Origin of the sequence: Nitrospirillum amazonense (genome assembly GCF_029594735.1) — a bacterium.
Classification (GTDB): Bacteria; Pseudomonadota; Alphaproteobacteria; order Azospirillales; family Azospirillaceae; genus Nitrospirillum; species Nitrospirillum amazonense.
Genome location: NZ_JARPAF010000001.1, coordinates 834,378 through 851,662, shown reverse-complemented (window position 1 = coordinate 851,662; position 17,285 = coordinate 834,378). Strand labels below are relative to the sequence as shown.

The window sequence follows — 17,285 nt, the reverse complement described above, 5'->3', positions numbered from 1 at the left end:
GAGAACCCATGCTGTCCGCCCCTGGAACCTGTGGCCTGAAACCTGTGGCGTACCGGACACATGGGGGGCGCCATGCGGGCGACGGTCCTGCCCCGGCCGTCGACACCGCGTCACCGGTCCCGCCCCGGTTCGCGAATACGCCGCCAGTCACGCAACCGTTCGGCTGGCGACTAGCATCGGGACCATAACGCAACCGATGCGCGCAATTTATAGAAATTGTCGAAAGTGTACGGCAGTTATGCTGCCGATGATCCTCAAGTCATTGATGCGTTTAGTAGCATACACCCGTAAGGCATACGTGGTTAACGCAGCTGCACCGCCGCCGCGCACCAAGTGGCGGCTTCCCGGTGGGGAATCCCATATGGCACCCGTGGAGGTGGCATTCCCGCCCCCCGCCGGCTGGCCGGCGGGGGAACCGGGAACGCTACTCCAGGCGCAGCTTGGCGACATCGCCGGGCGTGATCTTCGACGGGGCCGCGCCGAAGCGCGCGGTCACGTAATTGGCCACCGCCGCGATCTCCTCATCCGAATAGGCGCCGGAGAAGCCTGGCATATAGGGTCGGCCGGCGACCTGGGGGCCGGAGCCCTTCAAGATCATCAGGGCGACGTTGGCCGCGCTGGGGTCGTTCACCGCCCGCTTCGCTGTCAGCTGAGCCTCTGCCGAATTGACGCCGGCGCCGCTCCAGGCGTGGCAGCTGGCGCAGGCGCCTTCGAACATGCGCTTGCCGTCCAGGTTGTCGGCCACGGTGGCGCCATGCTCCCGCGGGGCGGGGCCGGCCGGGGCGGGAAGGCTGGTGTGCACCGCCGGCACGGTTTGCAGATAGCTGCGCATCGCCGCGATGTCCGACGGGCTGAGCTTCGAGAAGCTCAACTCCACCGCCTCGCGCATCGGGCCGGAGGCGACGCTCTTGCCCTTGGCGTGGCCGTGGGCCAGGTAGGCCTCGATCTGTTCCGGCGACCAGCCGCCGATGCCCGACGTCGCGTCAGGGGTGATGTTGTAGGCGTTCCAGCCCTCCGCCTGGCCGCCGGCGAACTTGCGCCGGGTGTCCATGGCCTGGAACGGGGTGCGCGGCGTATGGCATTCACCGCAGTGCGCCGCCCCTTCCACCAGATAGGCGCCGCGGTTCCATTCCGGACCGCGCTCAGCCACCGGCTGGAAGCGATGGTCAGGGTTGAACAGCATGCCCCAGAAGATCATCAGCCAGCGCTGGTTATAGGGAAAGGCGAAGGTGTCGGGCAGGTTCTGCCGCCGCACCGGCGCCAGCGAGAACAGATAAGCCTTGATGGCCAGCACGTCCTCGTCCGTCATCAATGTGTACGACGCGTAGGGAAAGGCGGGGTAGAGATGCCGCCCCCCTGGCGCCACGCCCTTGTGCACCGCCTTCAGGAAGTCCGCATCGCTCCAGCGGCCGATGCCCGTTTCCGCGTCGGGGGTGATGTTGGGGGTATAGAGGGTGCCGAAGGGCAGCTTGAACGGCCGGCCGCCGGCGTAGGGCGTGCCGCCCTCGGCGGTATGGCAGGCCTGGCAGTCGGCCGCCGCGGTCAGGTAGGCGCCCCGTTCCAGCAGGGCGGCGTTGGCCAGTTCCTTGGGCACGCCGGTGGGCGAGGGGCCCTTGAAATCCGCCAGGCTGACCTGGTGGCCGCCGGCGAAATCCAGTGGGCCGGGCAGGAACATCATTCGGCCAAGCACGGCGGCGCCCGCCACGACGATGATCCCGGCAGCCAGCAGGGCCGCCCTTTTTGTGCTTCCGCGCATCAGGTCCGCCCCCCCTTGGCCAGCAGTGTCCGGTCTATGGGCATGCGTGTCAGTTGCACGCCCGTGGCGGCATAGATGGCGTTGGCCACGGCGGGCTGCACCGTGGTGGTGCCGGGCTCGCCAATGCCGCCGGGCGCCTCGGTGGACGGCACCAGGTGCACCTCCACAGCCGGCATCTCATCGATGCGGACGACGCGGTAATCATGGAAATTGCTCTGCTGCACGCGCCCCTTCTCAAAGGTGATCTGGCCATGCAGGGCGGCGGACAGGCCGAAGACCAGCCCGCCCTGGATTTGCGAGACCACGCCGTCCGGGTTCACCACCATGCCGCAATCGACGGCGGTGACCAGGCGGCGCACCTGCACCTCGCCGTCATCCCGCACGGCCACCTCGGCGATGGTGGCGAGATAGCTGCCGAAGACCGTCTGCAGGCATATGCCCCGGCCTACGCGCCCGCCCGCCGCGGGCGGCAGGGGCGTGGCCCAGCCGGCACGCTCCGCCGCCGTGTTCAGCACCTGTAGCGCCCGGGGGTTGGCGGCCAGCAGCGCGCGGCGGTATTCCAGCGGGTCGCTCTTGGTTTCCCAGGCCAGCCGATCGATGAAGCTTTCGACGGAGAAAACGGTGTTGTTGGGGCCCACGCCGCGCCAGAAGCAGGTGGGCACCCCCTGGGGCTCGTGGCGGACGTACTCGACATGGAAGCCGCCGACGGCATAAGGCTGGTCGCTGGCGCCGTCGATGGCGTCGATGTCGATGCCGCCGGTGAAGGCCGGCGGCAGCCATCGGGCGATGACCGAGGGGCCCACCACCGTGTGGCGCCAGGCCACCGGCTTGCCGTTCTCCAGCTTGGCGGACAGCCAGCTGCCATAGGTGGAACGGTACATCGCCTTCTGGATGTCCTCCTCCCGCGTCCAGACCACCTTCACCGGACCATCGACGTGGGCGGCGACGCGCACCGCCTTGTCGATCATGTCCACCTCCAGCCGGCGGCCGAAGCCACCGCCCAGCAAATGGTTGTGGACGGTCACCTGCTCGGGCTTCAGGCCGGCGGCCTGCGCCGCCATGGCCTGGGCCTTGGTCATCACCTGGGTGCCGGTCCAGACATCGCAGGCGCCCGGCCGCAGGTGGACCGTGCAGTTCATGGGCTCCATGGGCGCGTGTGCCAGGAAGGGCAGCTCATAGCTCGCGCTGATCACGCCGGGTGCACCCGGCTGCGCGTCGGCCCCTTCGCTCTTCACCACCACGCCCGGTTGCTTCGCGGCCTCATGCATGGCCGCGCGCAGGCTGTCGGTGGACAGCGTGGCGTTGGGCCCCTCGTCCCAGACGATGGCCAGCTTGTCCAACCCCTTCTTGGCCGCCCACATGTGATCGCCGACCACGGCCACCAAATCGTCCAGCACCACCACCTGCCGCACTCCCGGCACGGCGCGGGCCTGGGCGTCGTCCACGCTCTTGACCTTGCCGCCGGGTACAGGGCAGCTGGCCAGGGTGGCGAACTTCACGCCGGGCGGCATGGCGTCGATGCCGTATTTGGCGGAACCGTTGCCCTTGGCCTCGATGTCCAGCCGGGTCTGGGTCTTGCCCAGCAGACGGAAGGTCTTCGGATCCTTCAGCGGCGGGTCGGCGGGCGGGGTCAGGCGCGCGGCGGCGGCGGCCAGATCACCATAGGGTAGGGAACGGCCGCTGGCGGTATGGAGAACGGTGCCGTCCCGGGTCTCGCAGCTGGCCGGTGCCACCTGCCAGCGCTTGGCCGCGGCCTCCACCAGCATGACGCGCGCGGCGGCGCCAGCCTTGCGCATGGGCGTCCAGTAGGCGCGGACGGAGGTGGAGCCGCCGGTCGCCTGGATCTTGAAGATGGGGTTGCCATAAAGCGCGTCGCTGGCGGGTGCCGCCTCCAGCCGGACGGCGGCCAATGGCAAATCCAGCTCCTCCGCGATGAGCATGGTCATGGCCGTGTAGATGCCCTGGCCCATTTCCACCTGCGGCATGATCAGGGTCGCGGTGCCATCACCGGCGATGCGGATGAAGGCGTCGGGCGCGAACACGGCGGGGGCGTTCTCGCCCGCCACCGCCAGGCGGCCCAGCGGCAGATCGACGGCCAGCAGCAGGCCGCCGTAGGCCAGGCCGCGCAGCACGTCACGGCGGGAGGTGCCGGGCGTGGAAAGATGCTTGTCCATCGTGCACCTCACGTCAGAGAGGCGGCGTGCTTGACGCCCTCGCGGATGCGGACATAGGTGCCGCAGCGGCAGATGTTGCCCGCCATGGCGGCGTCGATGTCGGCGTCATTGGGCGCTGGCGTCTGCGCCAGCAGCGCCGCGGCCGACATGATCTGGCCCGACTGGCAGTAGCCGCACTGCGCCACCTGCAGGTCCATCCAGGCCTTCTGCACCTTGGCGCCGGCCGGGGTGGCGCCGATGCCTTCGATGGTGACGATGGCCATATCGCCCACGTCCCCGACGGCCGTCTGGCAGGAGCGAACGGGGGTTCCATCCAGATGGACGGTACAAGCGCCGCATTGGGCGACGCCGCATCCGAACTTGGTGCCCGTCATTCCCAGGACATCACGCAACACCCAGAGCAGCGGCGTGTCCTGCTCCACATCCACATCGTGGACGGTGCCGTTGATCGAAAGCTTGACCATGGATTTTTTCCCGTGCTGGCGGCCCTTGCCCATCCGTTGCCGGCACCGTCTGCGGAGCGGCGCCGGCAACGAAGGCGCGTGTCACAGAGCTTCGCGCAGAACGGTGCGGTTCCGGAATCATACCGCGGGCGGGGGTGGGACCATCGACGGGACGTAGCAATGGTGGCGGGCTCTCATATGCTATTGTATTATAAGATAAATTTTCATTCCCCACCATTTTTGCCTGCGAAGTGTTGCCCGCTGTGCAACGATGTTTATGGTTAGTCGCGGACCATCAGGGACTTCGCCGCCATCCTGACCACCTCTTGCCCCAGGCGGTGTCTTGCTGATTTGGCGCGGCGTCAGAGGGTGTGATCGTCATCCTTGCCGACAGGTGACGGTGGATGGACTGTCCGTCACCAACGGGAGGGAAACGGACCATGACACGCACCATCACGGAAAAGCGCGCGGCCTTCCGCGCCCTGCATCAGGACGGTTGTTTCATGCTGCCCAACCCCTGGGACGTGGGCAGCGCCCGGATGCTCCAGCACATGGATTTCAAGGCCCTGGCGACGACCAGTTCAGGCTATGCCTGGACGCAAGGCCGGCCGGATTATGGCGTGACGCGGGACGAGGTGCTGGAGCACCTGCGCGCCTTGGTGCCGGCGACCGACCTGCCGGTCAACGCGGATTATGAGTCTGGCTTTGCTCATGAAATCAGTGATCTGGCGGCCAATATTCGCATGGCGGTTGAGGCTGGTGTCGCGGGCTTGTCGATCGAGGACATCCGCGCCGACGGCCAGCCCGGCCATTACGACACCGCCACGGCGGTGGAGCGCATTCGCGCGGCGCGGGCCGCCATAGACCAGGTCGATGCACACGCCCTGCTGGTCGCCCGCACCGAGATCCTGTTGAGCGACCCGTCCCGCGTGACCGAGGCCATCGACAAGATGGTGGCCTTGGCCGAGGCGGGCGCCGATTGCCTCTACGCCCCCGGCCTGGTCGACAAGGCCGACGTCGTGGCCCTGGTCCGCGCGGTGGCGCCCAAGCCGGTGAACCTGCTGGTCATGCGCCCGGGCCCCAGCCTGGCGGAAATCGCCGACTGGGGCGTGCGCCGGGTCAGCGTTGGCGGTGGACTGGCGCGCGCCGCCTGGGGCGGTTTCCTGCGCGCGGCGGAGACGCTGCGGGGCGGATCGTTCGACGGGCTGGCCGCCGGCGCCTCCGGCAAGCAACTCAACGAGATCTTTGGCGCCTTCAGCCCAGTTTGATCGACAGTTCCACATCCTCGCCGAAGGGCAGGGAAAGATAGCCGTTGGCGGGATCGCGCACCCGGGTCAGATAGTCCGGGCTGTGATCGGCGTTGTCGGCGAGGATAAAGGCGCCCGGCCGCAGGCGGCTCTCCACCAGGTCCAGGATCTCAGGATAGAGGGCCTTGGCGCCGTCCAGCAGCAGCAGGTCTATGGTCTGCGGCAGGTCGGCGGCCAAGGTATGCAGGGCGTCGCCCTCGCGGATTTCCACAAGGTCGATCAGGCCGCCTTCCGTCAGGTTAGCCCGGGCGCGGGCAACCTTGGACGGCTCGAACTCCGTGGTGATCAGCCGGCCGCCGCCATTGTCGCGCAGGGCCGCCGCCAGATGCAGGGTGGACAGGCCGAAGGAGGTGCCGAACTCCACGACCGTGCGTGCGTTCGAGCCGCGCGCCAGCATGTACAGCAGCGTTCCCGCCTCACGCGACACCGCCAGGGGCATGTCCTTCAGGGCGCTGTAGAACCTGCGGTACTCGGTCTTGCTGCGCATCAGGTGGGTATGGTCGCCGCGCGCCATCATGTCGGCCACGCCGGGAATGGAGGAGGGCGTGATCCGGGCGGCCTCCGCGAACAGGCGGTCCAGCAAGGGGGCCACGGGGGCGGTGGTCAGGGTGCTCATGGGGATAAATCCGGGTTGACGCGGCGCGGTCTTGCGCCGCCCTCAAAATACGACTAATTCGTCATGTTCCCTATTCGCATTGCCCCGCCCCGCCATGCCCGACCGCGCCAGCCCCCGCATTTCCTCACGAAAGCAGCCGCAGCAGGCCCGCTCCGCCGGGCTGGTCGCCACCATCCTGGAGGCGGCTGTTCAGGTTTTGGCGAAGGAGGGGGCGGCCCGCTTCACCACCGCGCGGGTTGCGGAAAAGGCGGGTGTCAGCGTCGGGTCGCTGTACCAGTATTTTCCCAACAAGGCCGCCATCCTGTTCCGGCTGCAAAGCGATGAATGGCGGCAGACGGCCGATATGCTGCGCGCCATCCTGGAGGGTCGCGCCCGGCCGCCGCTGGATCGGCTGCGCACCCTGGTCCACGCTTTCCTGAAGTCGGAGTGTGAAGAGGCGGAGATGCGGGGGGCCCTGGCCGATGCGGCACCCCTCTACCGCGACGCGCCGGAGGCCAAGGAGGCGCGGGGATCGACCGACGATGTCGTCGCGGCCTTCATGCGCGAGGCGTTGCCCAACGCCACCGATGCCGTGCGCGCCATGGCGGGTGACCTGATCAAGACGACCGTGAGCCAAGTGGGCAAGGGCTATTCCGAAACCCCGCGCACGGATGCGGAGATATCGACCTATGCCGACGCCATGGCCGACATGTTCTGCGCCTATCTCCGCAGCTTGGACCAGGGCTGAGCTTATCCATAAAATAAGAAGGTTTGGCCCATAGCATGAGAATCGGGGGCTCACCTTATGGGCCAGCTCATCTTGGGTCTGAGTGGTTCCGGGAATGGCGGCTATGGGGCCGGTTGCTGACTGTCTGCTCCTGGTTCGGTATCGGCGAAAGCCGCCTTGTGATTGCGGGGACGAGCCACCTCACCTCGGACAAACATCCGGTCTTACTCCGGTCTTACTCCGGTCTTACGTCAGGGTCGTCTCCAGCGCTTCTTTTCTGGCGGTCTCACACCCCCAATGCCGCCGTCCCTTAGAACCGAATGAAGGCTGGACAGCCTGCACTGGCTGCCAATAGGGCACCTCTGCGATGTCATTTGGCGGGCCCCTTAGTAGGCGCGTGCCAGCGTGCTCTGGTAAAGCTCAGCCGCGCTCTCAGCTGTTGCGATGGCGTTGCGGACGATACTGTCGGTGAGATCGAGAACCTTTAATTCGTCATCGATCTTCGCGACGGTTTCGATCCGCCGAAACGCGCCAGCATGCGTTTCCGCATACTGGGCTAAGCCCCGAATCTTGGGTAATGCATCGCTAAGTTGGATGCCATGCGGGTCGACGAGATCGGCTACCACCGTTCCATCGGCTAGTCTCGACAGAAACAAGAAGTCGGGGCGGAGGATCTTATAGCCGCCGCTCGACTCATAGGCGATGCCAAGAGCTTCCGGCGTTGCTCTCGCTGGGTTGCGATACCAAGCTTCGAAACCCACGCGGGCACTCTCACGATCAAGTACGGCTTGCTCCCAGCCATTCAGCTCAACTGGGAACAGGCCTTCGGCGTCGCACATCAGATGACCGCGATATCTCGGCAGTGAAATCTCTTCCCCATTTTGCTCGCGCGCCATTGACGCGACGAGCCACTTGCGCGGATGACCGAGATCGTGTGCCTCGGGTTCCGCGCTCATTGCGCGGATTTGGCGATACTCCTCTTGACGCTCGTCCCCGAGCGACTTTATCGCGACCCGGTAGTGATCCAACCATCGCCGCGTAAGTCGCTCGGCTTCGACTTCGAGATACTCGCGCACCCCTTCCACTAAGGCGAGGGCCGCAATTTCGACATGTGCTGCAATCAACGCCTCTTCCGGGTCACTTCCGGGCATGTTGCGCGCAACATGCTCAGCGTATGTGCGAGCAAGATCAGGGCTGAACACCCGCGCGGCGCGCCTGTAAGCATCGTCGATCACCGTCATATCGGCGGTTTCGACGAAGGCATTGAACCGCGTGACTCGCTCGCCGAGGTCTGCCGTGAGTGCGACGCCCTCGACCGTCAGGACCGACTGCCTGGCTGCTTCCAACTGACTAGCGTAGCGCACGCGCGCCGCGTCGAGCGCCGCATGCATTTCACGGTGAGCTTTCTTGCCGGCATCGGCAAGGATTCCATCTGTTGCCAATTCGTGCGCTAATGCGGTGAGGCGTTTAACCGGCCGCGGCGCGCGGTGGGGAAGCGACTGCGATGGCAGCGACAGGAATCGAGCCCAAGCATCGGCGGCAACCGATGGGTTGGGCATCATCTCGGCAGGATTGATCAAGACACGGCGACCCGAAAGCGGCTGCTCCCCGTCGCCTCCACCCGCCATCAGGGCATTGGCAACCGCCTTCACCGCGGCCCTGTCGAAGAACGGAAGCAGGCAGTCAACGGAATTGAGCTTGTCATTACCCGGGATGCGCCGCGCGAGCGGAGTGCGTACCATGCGACCGAGGAGTTGGGTAATATGCGTTGGATCCTGCGCTGCGCGGAATGACACCATCACCTCCGCACGTGGACAATCCCAGCCGGTGCTGATCGCGTCTTTGGCGATCAGCACGCGAACCCAAGCGGACTCCTGAACCCTCTCTGGCGAGATATACGGCACCACGTGACGCCCGAATGTCTGCGTCACGTGCTCACCGAACACATGAGCGATCGCATCCTGAGACAAGGCAGGCCAGCGCTCATAGATCATGTCCAGAGCTCGGCCGATCTCGTCAGGGTCAGGTGTGTTCCTGACCTGAAGGACGAGCAAAGGCTGGACGATCGGTGTGCTAGGCTGTTGCGCCGCATAGTCAGCCCAAGCCTGACTCGATTCGACGATCTTGTCCGTTGCCCGCCGCACCAGCACCGTCTCGAAATGCCCAGCCTCGTCCGGAATATCGAGAACGATCGTGTCTTTCAGTAGGCCAGATTCCTGAACCTTTGCAGGATCGACCGCGACGCCGGGCAAAATGCTCCGCCCCCGCGCTTCCCGCATCGCGACGTTGAACCGCTCGACCGTAGCCGAGATGCCCCACACGATCGGCATAGGCGGCATCGAGCCGGCGCCGTTGATTAGCCGGCGAACGATAGTCGACCGATCCTGCAGCGTGCGGCCTTCGCCCATCCCGCGGTGCGCCTCGTCGAGCACCAGATAAAGCGTCAGCGCCGGGTCCTCGATCGTGTTCCGGATCGTGTCCCAGATCGTATAGGAGCGCGCGTCCGGCCGCATGTAGGGCAGGCTCGGCTCCGCTTCATCCTCCGGTTCGTGACCACGGACAAGCAAGCTGTTGCGCGACAGCTTGTGGGTATTGAGGAAATATACCTTCCCTGGCGCGAGCTTCTCGCGGTTGAAGCTGTTTTCGACCACGTGCAGGTCGGTCCAGTTGAGACGATCCGACGCCTCACCCAACCGGAAGCGCGTCTGTTCGTTCAACGAAGGATCGTCGCTGAACCAGATGACCACGGCGCCCGGATCAGCATCGAACTCAAATGTATCGTCACCGTGAAAGAGAGCTTCAAAGACCGCAGCGGCCATGATGGTCTTGCCCGCGCCCGTAGGTGCCGTCAGCGAAAAGGCCTGAACCTCATTGTCCTCGCGCCACCGGCGCCGAGCTCGGCGAAGCCGCTCCAGAACTTCGGAGACGGCGTCTTCCTGATAATCCTTCAGCGTGAACTTCATTCGGTGCCCCCGCTGACGAACCGGAAATTGGAGAGGTAGGATTCGTAAAGGCGGACAACCTCGATCCCATCCGGAAGCTGGCGCGACACCGATTGGTAGCGCCTGTCGTCATTGGTCACGACAAAAGCATGGGTGGCTTCTTCGGCTTCCTTCATCGCCGCGCAAAACTCCGATGATCTGTCGAGATCGACAAGTAGACCGTACGCCTGAACGATCGTCCAGCCGTTGGCCGGGACCTCATTAATACGGTCGCCGACGGCGCCGGCGCGAAGCCAGAGCAACGGGGCGACACGTTGAAACGCGAGGTTGTAGCTGACTGCGATCGGCGTTTCATAAGTGAGGGTGAAAAATTCCGCATTCTCGGCGAAGCCTTCGGCCATCGGGAATTCATCATTGAACCGATAGTCACCAGGGACGGCCGTGCCATCAGCACGTTCCCCGGTAATCGCGGCAGCAATACGCGGCTTGGTGATGTAGTCGCATATCCCGAGCCGCTCCCACTCTTCATCGCCCGGTCGCAAGCCGCTACGCCGCAATGCTGTTTGCTCCTCGGCGCTCACCTCGTTGTTGGTAATGCAGATTGCGCGTCTCGAGCCGCCATCTTGGCGGTTGAGGCGCATGACTGCATGTGCGGTCGTTCCTGACCCGGCGAAGAAGTCCAGAATCACTGCATCAGGAATATCAGCTATGAAAAAACGAAGGATATCTTCAACCGCGTAGAGTGACTTGGGGTAGGGAAAGCGCCGCCCGACCAGGAGGCTACTCAAGACATTCGTTCCTCCAGTCTCCGCATTATGTGACGCGAGGTTCCAAACGCGCTTGGGCGGCGGGGCATCATCATCGGTCGCCACGGTGCCGATAACCGAGCCATCGCGAGCCTTGCCGGTGATCCGGATCGCTCCTGCCGTGATCGCTGAGATCGTGCCGCCGGCAAGATATTGAACGGTCCCGCTACGCGTTGTGCGGTTCCAGCGATTCACGCGAACGTATCCGTTCGCCCAATTGCGTTTAAGAATCTCAGGCGTCAGGCCCCAGAGCATTTCAGTGCCGTCCGGCTTGAGCGGCCACAGCGCGACGGTGCCTGGAGGAACGGCAATAGTTTCACGGTCGATACCGTCCGCGACCGGGTCGCCGACCGCGTGGAGGCGTCCAGTCGCCTCGTCGACGAAGATTGGATAGAATTGGTTAGGCCGAGCTCCCCGCGTGCTGCTTGGTTCGCGCCGGCGCAAACCTAACCATTCGAGCGCTTGCTGGTCGCTGGCGTCGCCCTTGATGGGATCAAGCATGTTGCGCACCCAAGGGATGAGTTTTGCCTCGCCCAGCGTTACGACAAAGATATGTTCTTCAACCCGTGAAAATTTGCCGACCCTAACCGCGCCCTTCGCGCTGATGACGCTTGTCACCATCTGGATATCTGCTTCCGGAAAGACCTGCTCGAGAAGCAGTGCGAGGCGGTGGACCTCCTTTTCGTCGATGCTGACCAAGATCACGCTACGTTCTGGGCGCATCAGCTCACGCGCGATGCGGAGCCGCCGCTCCATCATGGCAAGCCACTTACTATGGCGATACTGGTCCTCAGCCTCGACGTAATCGTTGTTGTATTTCCAGTCCCGTGCGCCCGAATTGTAGGGGGGGTCGATGTAAATCGCATCGATCCGCCCGCGATTGCTGAATGTCAGCGCCTGAAGCGCGTGAAAATTTTCACCATTGATGACGACATGCGTCGGGCGGGTGTCAGAGCGTTTGACCTCGCCGGTGCTGACAAGCCCCGGATAGATGATGTCGCGAAACTCAGCCATCACGACGAGATCACCGAGGTCGACAGTCCGCTTGGCTGCCTCCTCCGCGCCAGGGCTCAATCGCTCGACGTCGGCGGTTCCATTGGCGCGATCGATATCGCCGACAATCCAGAGATCGCGCGCACCCGGCCCAGGGGAACCTCGCGGGGCGCAGATTCGAACCTTATCGCCTTTGCGCACGGGGCGCCCTGGAAGCTCCACAGCTTCCGGCCGATGGCGCTCGAAATTCAGTCCGAACGCGCGACGCGATGCAAGCGCGCGAAACTCGCGCTCGAGCTCCTGACCGAGCTGCGCATCACTTGCTTTAACCTGGCCCAGTAGCTCCGTCAGCCGTGACAAGCGATCCCCCCGAAAACGAGATGTCGCGCTTCCCCCACGCCGATGTTGAATGGCATTGCGAGCAGGGCCTGATAAGCAATCGTGCTACCGGGCCACTCGTCGAGGCACATGGAGGGTCTTGAAGGGGATTCGCACATCATCCGCTATGCCTAGCGACAAATCGCTTCAATTGCAGCATCTATCGGCTTCGGGTCGAGCACAATCAGTACGGAGTCGCCGCCGGGCGACAATTTTTTTAAAGTTACGGATAGGCGGACTGACTCGCGTTGGAGCAACGCACAAAATGAGCAAAGCCAAGCAGGAAGCGGCACCCAAAGCGGGGGCGGTGCCGGAAGGCGAAAAATACCAGCCGGCCGCGCCGTCTAAGCGCGATGACCGGGCGGTGGCGGCGAACCCATTCCTGCTCGAAGACATATTCCCGGACCCGGTCGATCTCCTGCGCTCCAGCTTGGTCGCTGACGTTGCCGATTCGGACGTTCTGGTCGCGATCGATACAAATGCGCTGTTGCTGCCTTACGCCATCGGAAAGGACGACCTCGGCGCGCTTACGGCCACTTATAAAAAGCTCGCCGAAGAGGGGCGACTGTTTCTAGCCGCCCGATCTGCCCGCGAGTTTATCAAGCACAGGGATCGCAAGATCGCCGAGCTTCTGAAGACGATAGCGGATCTCTCTTCCAGAATTTCGGTCGAAGGGGTCGTCTCTCCGATTCTGGAAGGTCTGGACGGGTACGACGAGCTTAAAAAGGCTGGACAGGATCTGGCCGATGGACGCAGAGCCTATTTGAAGGCGCTTGGCCGTATTCGCACCGGCGTGACTGCGTGGCGTGGTAACGACCCTGTCACTACGCTCTACGCGGAGATATTTGCCGCGGGCAACGTCATCGAACACGAAGAAGAACGAGAAGCGCTTCAGGCAGAATGGGCGGACCGGTTAGCGAACAAAATACCTCCGGGCTACAAAGACGGGGGCAAGTCGGACACCGGCATTGGCGACTTTCTTATCTGGAAAGCGCTGCTGCGCATCGGCAGCGAAAAGCAGAAAGACCTGGTGTTCGTCACCGGCGAGGAGAAGGCGGACTGGTTCGTGCGCTCGGGCGGCGAGCCCGTCTTCACCCGCCCCGAACTGCTGATCGAGTATCGTAGGGCATCAGGCGGAAACAATCTGCATCTCTCCAGTCTCGCCGAGCTGCTGCGGCAGTTCGGCACGGCGGACGAGATCGTGGAGGAGGTTCGATTAGCTGAAGCGTCGGCGAACTCTGCGGTACGGATGCAAGCTTCCGCGGCCTCAAAAGCTCGGCGGTCGGGCTCATCCGGTCTGGAGTCGGCATCAGGTGAGATCGACTTCGATTATTCGCGTGACGGCGGGCAGATTAGTGTGCCGTCGCCCTTGGGCACCATCGATCTGCGCTTTTCCAAGGCAAGCGATACAAAGGTGCACCTGTATCGCACGCCCACGCTAATCGCGATTATGCGGTTGAAGGGCGTTGTCCGGGATGTTCTCCTCGACATGGAGGAGTTCGACGGCAGCTCACACATTTACACGATTGGCCTAGGCGAAGCCTTTGCCGCGTTGAACAAGACGGGTGAAGTGTTGGTTGGAAGGGTCCTGGCGATTTCCGACGACAGCCGCAGCGCATCTGCCTATCAAGTGCGTTTTGAATATCGGATTTTCCAATCCGGTGTGCCGCTGAGCGCGCCCTGATAACGCTTCTTCTGAGCCTAGATTAAGGCGGCGGCACTTGCGCCGCGGAAGCGATATGCGCGGAATCGGGCTGTCGAGTAACAGCGCCTTCCTGTCGAGCTGTGGATCTGGACAATGCGCGAACACCCGGATTCGCGTAGATTTGGAAGAGCTTGCTATTCGCAACGATGCAGGTCGCTTGAGAATACCTAGCTCGTTTCGGCTTGGCTACACTGGTGTCATTGCTGATTAAGAATATGCGGATGTCCGCTTTTAGGGATGCTGCCTAGCCCTCCCAAATGGCCGGAGTGAGGGCGCGAAGCGGACAGAAGCGGCTTTCTCAAACTACAGCGTCAGGACGGCCGGCTTTCGCATCGGTGGGGTCAGGCTTTGTTCAGGAGATGCAGCCCACACCAGGGCTGAGTCCGTATACGAAGTTACGTCCTATCCCGCCGTTTTCCCTTGGTTTTAAGGTGGCGCGCGGCCCCGGTGGCGGGGTCGGGTTCGGCCATGTGGGACCCTGAGGATGCGGACCGGGGCGATGGGCCGGCGGCTGGCCGGCGCGCTGTTTCTTTTGCTGGGCACGACGGGTTTGGCCGGCGCCTCGCCTTGGGGCGAGGTGGGCGACAACCAATTGCGCGGTGATATCGAAATGCTGGCGGCGGCCGGCCTGATCGATGGGGTCACCACGCAATGGCCCTTGCCCTGGACGGCCATCGTGCCCGCGCTGAAGGCGGCCGACCTGGACGCCCAGCCGGATGCGGTGCAGGTGGCGGCCCTGCGCGTGCTGGGCCGCGCGATGCGCGAGAACCGGCCGGGCTTCAGCACCAGCGCCAGCCTGGACCTGACCAACGCGCCGGCCTTGGTGCACGGCTTCGACAGTCTGGGCCGGGGGGAGGGGCAGACCCAGGTGGCGCTGTCCTACAGCTCCAACACCGTGGCCGCCCGGCTGGCCGTGGGCAGCTACACCCAGGACTTCAAGACGGGCGCCACCAAGCTGGCGCTGGATGACAGCTATCTGGCGGTGAAGGCGGGCGACGCCCTGGTCTACGGCGGCTGGCTGACCCACTGGTGGGGACCGGGCTGGATCTCGGCCCTGACCCTGTCCAACAACGCCCGGCCCATGCCCCAGGTGGGTATCCAGCGCCTGGACACCTCCCCCTCGACCTGGCCGGTGCTGGAGTGGCTGGGGCCATGGCAGGCGGAATTCTTCCTGGGCCTTCTCGACGGCCCGCGCCTGCAGAAGAACACGGTGTTCGACGCCCTGCGCGTCACCGTCAACCCGGCCCCGGGTTTGGAGATCGGCCTGGCGCGCACGGGTGAGATCTGCGGCCAGGGGCACCCATGTGATCCGGCGGAGTATTTCCAGCTGAACAACTCCCCCACCGACGTCAACAGGACCAATGACGAGGGCGTGGTGGACATCAAGTATAGCCACGACCTGTGGGGCGTGCCGGTCCAGGCCTATATGCAGCTGATGAACGAGGACAGCTCCCCCATCACCCATTCCGGCACCAGCCATTTGTTCGGCGCCACCGCCTTCGTACCCCTGGCGGGCCGCCCCCTGCGGCTGACGGCGGAGTATGCCGACAGCATCTCCACCACCGACATCTTCAGCTTCGCCAGCCGTATCTACGGCTTCTCCTACACCAACGGCGGCTACCCCGATGGCATGCGCTATCGCGGCCGCACCATCGGCTTCAGCCTGGACGATGATTCCCGCCTCTTGTCCCTGCAGGGCAGTTGGAGCGATGCCGACGGCTGGACTTATGAGATGACCCTGCATCACGCCGTCATCGGCACGGCGCAGTCGGCCGGGGCCAACATCGTCAGCCCCGTCCCCATCAAGGTGAACATCCTGGAAGGGCGCCTCAGCCTGCCGTTCCGCCACTTCACCCTGGATCTGCGCGGCAGCGTCCAGGACGACCAGGCGCGGCCGGACCATGGCTTCCTGCCGGCGGTGGAGGCGGCGCTGCGCATCGCGTTATAGGGGGAGGCGCATCGCGTTGTGAAAATAGCGCGGGCTCATGGGAATAAACCCGCGGTCCGTATCCGTCATGGGAATGAGGGGAGCCATCCCCACGTTGCCTGCCGGAGGATCCATGCCGTCCATCGTCGCCTGCGCCAAGACCACCACCCCGCGCGATCGTGTCCGCGATGTCGCCGCCGGCCTGTTCGCCGACCGGGGGCTGGATGGGTTCAAGATGCGGGACCTGGCGCAGCGCCTGGGCGTCAGCGTCATGACGCCCTACCGCTATTTCGAGAATAAGGAGGCCATCTTGGCCTGCGTCCGCGCCCACGGCTTCGCCTGCCTGGCCGACGCGCTGGACCAGGCGCGGGACGGCGGCACGCTGGAGGAGCGGGTGGCCCGCCTGGTCACGGCCTACGGCGCCTTCGCGACCGCCGAGCCCGCGCGCTATCGCCTAATGTTCACCCTGGCGCCGGCCCGGGTGCCCGGGGTGGCGGAAGTGCGGCGCCAGGAACGCCGGGTGGAGGATGCCTTCGCCGCCCACGTTGCCGGCTTCGCGGCGGTGGGGCCGACGTGCGCCGATCCGGTCATCCTGGGCCGCCTGCTGTGGTCCACCCTGCATGGCGTTGCCGTCCTGCACCTGGGCGGCCAGCTGCCGCAGGCGGACCTGACCGGCGCCCTGTACCAGGCCGCCTGGGCGCTGGTTACCGCCTGGGCCGGCCCTGCCGTTATCGAACCTGCCGGAGCCACACCTGCCGGGACCGCCGCGTGACCATGACGGCGCCCCAGCCGTTGCGGATGCCGGAGCCGGCGCCGCGGGCCGACGCGGTCGAGGTGCTGCCGCCCCGCGCCCGGCGGCACCTGACGCCCAAGCGCGTGCTGGACATGACGCTCAGCCTGGCGCTGTTGCTGGCCTGCCTGCCGCTGCTGGGTCTGATCGCCCTGCTGATCCGCCTGGATAGCCGGGGGCCCATCCTGTTCCGCCAGCAGCGCATCGGCCTGGCGGGCCAGCCCTTCCACATCGTGAAGTTCCGCACCATGCACGTGCTGGAGGATGGCGCCGACGTGGTGCAGGCCATCGAGGGCGACCCCCGCGTCACCCGGGTGGGCGGCGTCCTGCGGGTGACCAGCCTGGATGAGCTGCCGCAACTGCTGAACGTGCTGTCGGGGGACATGTCCCTGGTGGGGCCACGGCCCCATGCCGCCGCCCACGACGACTATTACCGCGCCTGTATCCCCAATTATCTCTACCGCCAGAACGTGCGGCCCGGCATCACCGGCTGGGCCCAGGTAAACGGCGCGCGCGGGGCGACGCCCCAGGTGGCGGACATGCAGGCGCGGGTGGACCTGGACGCCTGGTACGTGGATAACGCGAGCCTGGCCCTGGACCTCAAGATCCTGGCCCGCACGCCCCTGGTGGTGCTGAGCCGGCGCAAGGCGTGCTGACGACGCCCGGCACTATTTCGCCGGCACTATTTCGAACGCATAGCGGTTGCCCCGGGGAATAAACGCGGAAGGCCATCCGTCTTAGG

The 17,285-nt window shown here is 64.8% G+C and carries 12 protein-coding genes; 6 read left to right on the top strand and 6 right to left on the bottom strand.

Annotated elements, in window-relative coordinates; genetic code table 11:
• Positions 1-424 precede the first annotated feature (424 nt).
• From P5F91_RS03520 to P5F91_RS03510, 3 genes are read right to left on the bottom strand one after another with little or no spacing between them, the layout of a single operon-like run.
• A complete protein-coding gene (locus tag P5F91_RS03520) occupies positions 425-1,756 on the bottom strand; it encodes a cytochrome c (protein WP_277906520.1) in 1,332 nt (443 codons plus the stop codon).
• Positions 1,756-3,930 carry a xanthine dehydrogenase family protein molybdopterin-binding subunit gene (locus P5F91_RS03515; protein ID WP_277906519.1) on the bottom strand — a complete coding sequence of 725 codons (2,175 nt, stop codon included), beginning with the start codon at positions 3,928-3,930 and terminating at the stop codon, positions 1,756-1,758. The genes P5F91_RS03520 and P5F91_RS03515 overlap by 1 nt, the downstream gene beginning before the upstream one ends.
• An 8-nt stretch (positions 3,931-3,938) precedes the next feature.
• Positions 3,939-4,394: a (2Fe-2S)-binding protein gene (locus P5F91_RS03510; RefSeq protein ID WP_145613498.1), complete on the bottom strand. Its 456-nt coding sequence runs from the start codon at positions 4,392-4,394 to the stop codon at positions 3,939-3,941.
• Positions 4,395-4,813: 419 nt separating this feature from the next.
• On the opposite strand from P5F91_RS03510, the gene P5F91_RS03505 reads away from it, so the two are divergent.
• Positions 4,814-5,641, top strand: coding sequence for an isocitrate lyase/PEP mutase family protein (locus P5F91_RS03505; RefSeq protein WP_145613499.1), 828 nt, complete (start codon positions 4,814-4,816; stop codon positions 5,639-5,641).
• Here P5F91_RS03505 and P5F91_RS03500 read toward each other — a convergent pair.
• Entirely contained in the window at positions 5,628-6,296 is a 669-nt protein-coding gene (locus P5F91_RS03500; RefSeq protein WP_145613500.1) for an O-methyltransferase, read from the bottom strand. The two genes, P5F91_RS03505 and P5F91_RS03500, sit on opposite strands and share 14 nt — an antisense overlap.
• Before the next feature lie 94 nt (positions 6,297-6,390).
• On the opposite strand from P5F91_RS03500, the gene P5F91_RS03495 reads away from it, so the two are divergent.
• Positions 6,391-7,023 (top strand): TetR/AcrR family transcriptional regulator, encoded by a 633-nt coding sequence (locus P5F91_RS03495; RefSeq protein ID WP_277906518.1) that lies wholly within the window; start codon positions 6,391-6,393, stop codon positions 7,021-7,023.
• A gap of 365 nt (positions 7,024-7,388) precedes the next feature.
• Here P5F91_RS03495 and P5F91_RS03490 read toward each other — a convergent pair whose 3' ends face one another.
• Positions 7,389-9,965, bottom strand: coding sequence for a DEAD/DEAH box helicase (locus tag P5F91_RS03490; protein ID WP_277906517.1), 2,577 nt, complete (start codon positions 9,963-9,965; stop codon positions 7,389-7,391).
• A complete protein-coding gene (locus P5F91_RS03485) occupies positions 9,962-12,103 on the bottom strand; it encodes a site-specific DNA-methyltransferase (protein WP_277906516.1) in 2,142 nt (713 codons plus the stop codon). The genes P5F91_RS03490 and P5F91_RS03485 overlap by 4 nt, the downstream gene beginning before the upstream one ends.
• Positions 12,104-12,386: 283 nt before the next feature.
• Here P5F91_RS03485 and P5F91_RS03480 point away from each other — a divergent pair, with 283 nt between their 5' ends.
• The 4 genes from P5F91_RS03480 to P5F91_RS03465 all read left to right on the top strand — a co-directional run bounded on the left by P5F91_RS03480 (position 12,387) and on the right by P5F91_RS03465 (position 17,199).
• Complete coding sequence (locus P5F91_RS03480) at positions 12,387-13,805, top strand: PIN-like domain-containing protein (protein ID WP_277906515.1); 1,419 nt, start codon at positions 12,387-12,389, stop codon at positions 13,803-13,805.
• A 505-nt stretch (positions 13,806-14,310) separates the two neighbouring features.
• Positions 14,311-15,774, top strand: coding sequence for a capsule assembly Wzi family protein (locus P5F91_RS03475; RefSeq protein ID WP_277906514.1), 1,464 nt, complete (start codon positions 14,311-14,313; stop codon positions 15,772-15,774).
• 112 nt (positions 15,775-15,886) lie between these two features.
• A complete protein-coding gene (locus P5F91_RS03470) occupies positions 15,887-16,525 on the top strand; it encodes a TetR/AcrR family transcriptional regulator (protein WP_186454989.1) in 639 nt (212 codons plus the stop codon).
• 2 nt (positions 16,526-16,527) lie between these two features.
• Positions 16,528-17,199, top strand: a complete 672-nt coding sequence (locus P5F91_RS03465) for an exopolysaccharide biosynthesis polyprenyl glycosylphosphotransferase (protein WP_145613541.1) — start codon at positions 16,528-16,530, stop codon at positions 17,197-17,199.
• Positions 17,200-17,285 lie beyond the last annotated feature (86 nt).

Bases quoted from the DNA above. Each gene is read 5' to 3' on its own strand.
- P5F91_RS03520 (WP_277906520.1), bottom strand. From the start codon at position 1,756: ATGCGCGGAAGCACAAAAAGGGCGGCCCTGCTGGCTGCCGGGATCATC.
- P5F91_RS03515 (WP_277906519.1), bottom strand. From the start codon at position 3,930: ATGGACAAGCATCTTTCCACGCCCGGCACCTCCCGCCGTGACGTGCTG.
- P5F91_RS03510 (WP_145613498.1), bottom strand. From the start codon at position 4,394: ATGGTCAAGCTTTCGATCAACGGCACCGTCCACGATGTGGATGTGGAG.
- P5F91_RS03505 (WP_145613499.1), top strand. From the start codon at position 4,814: ATGACACGCACCATCACGGAAAAGCGCGCGGCCTTCCGCGCCCTGCAT.
- P5F91_RS03500 (WP_145613500.1), bottom strand. From the start codon at position 6,296: ATGAGCACCCTGACCACCGCCCCCGTGGCCCCCTTGCTGGACCGCCTG.
- P5F91_RS03495 (WP_277906518.1), top strand. From the start codon at position 6,391: ATGCCCGACCGCGCCAGCCCCCGCATTTCCTCACGAAAGCAGCCGCAG.
- P5F91_RS03490 (WP_277906517.1), bottom strand. From the start codon at position 9,965: ATGAAGTTCACGCTGAAGGATTATCAGGAAGACGCCGTCTCCGAAGTT.
- P5F91_RS03480 (WP_277906515.1), top strand. From the start codon at position 12,387: ATGAGCAAAGCCAAGCAGGAAGCGGCACCCAAAGCGGGGGCGGTGCCG.
- P5F91_RS03475 (WP_277906514.1), top strand. From the start codon at position 14,311: ATGCGGACCGGGGCGATGGGCCGGCGGCTGGCCGGCGCGCTGTTTCTT.
- P5F91_RS03470 (WP_186454989.1), top strand. From the start codon at position 15,887: ATGCCGTCCATCGTCGCCTGCGCCAAGACCACCACCCCGCGCGATCGT.
- P5F91_RS03465 (WP_145613541.1), top strand. From the start codon at position 16,528: ATGACGGCGCCCCAGCCGTTGCGGATGCCGGAGCCGGCGCCGCGGGCC.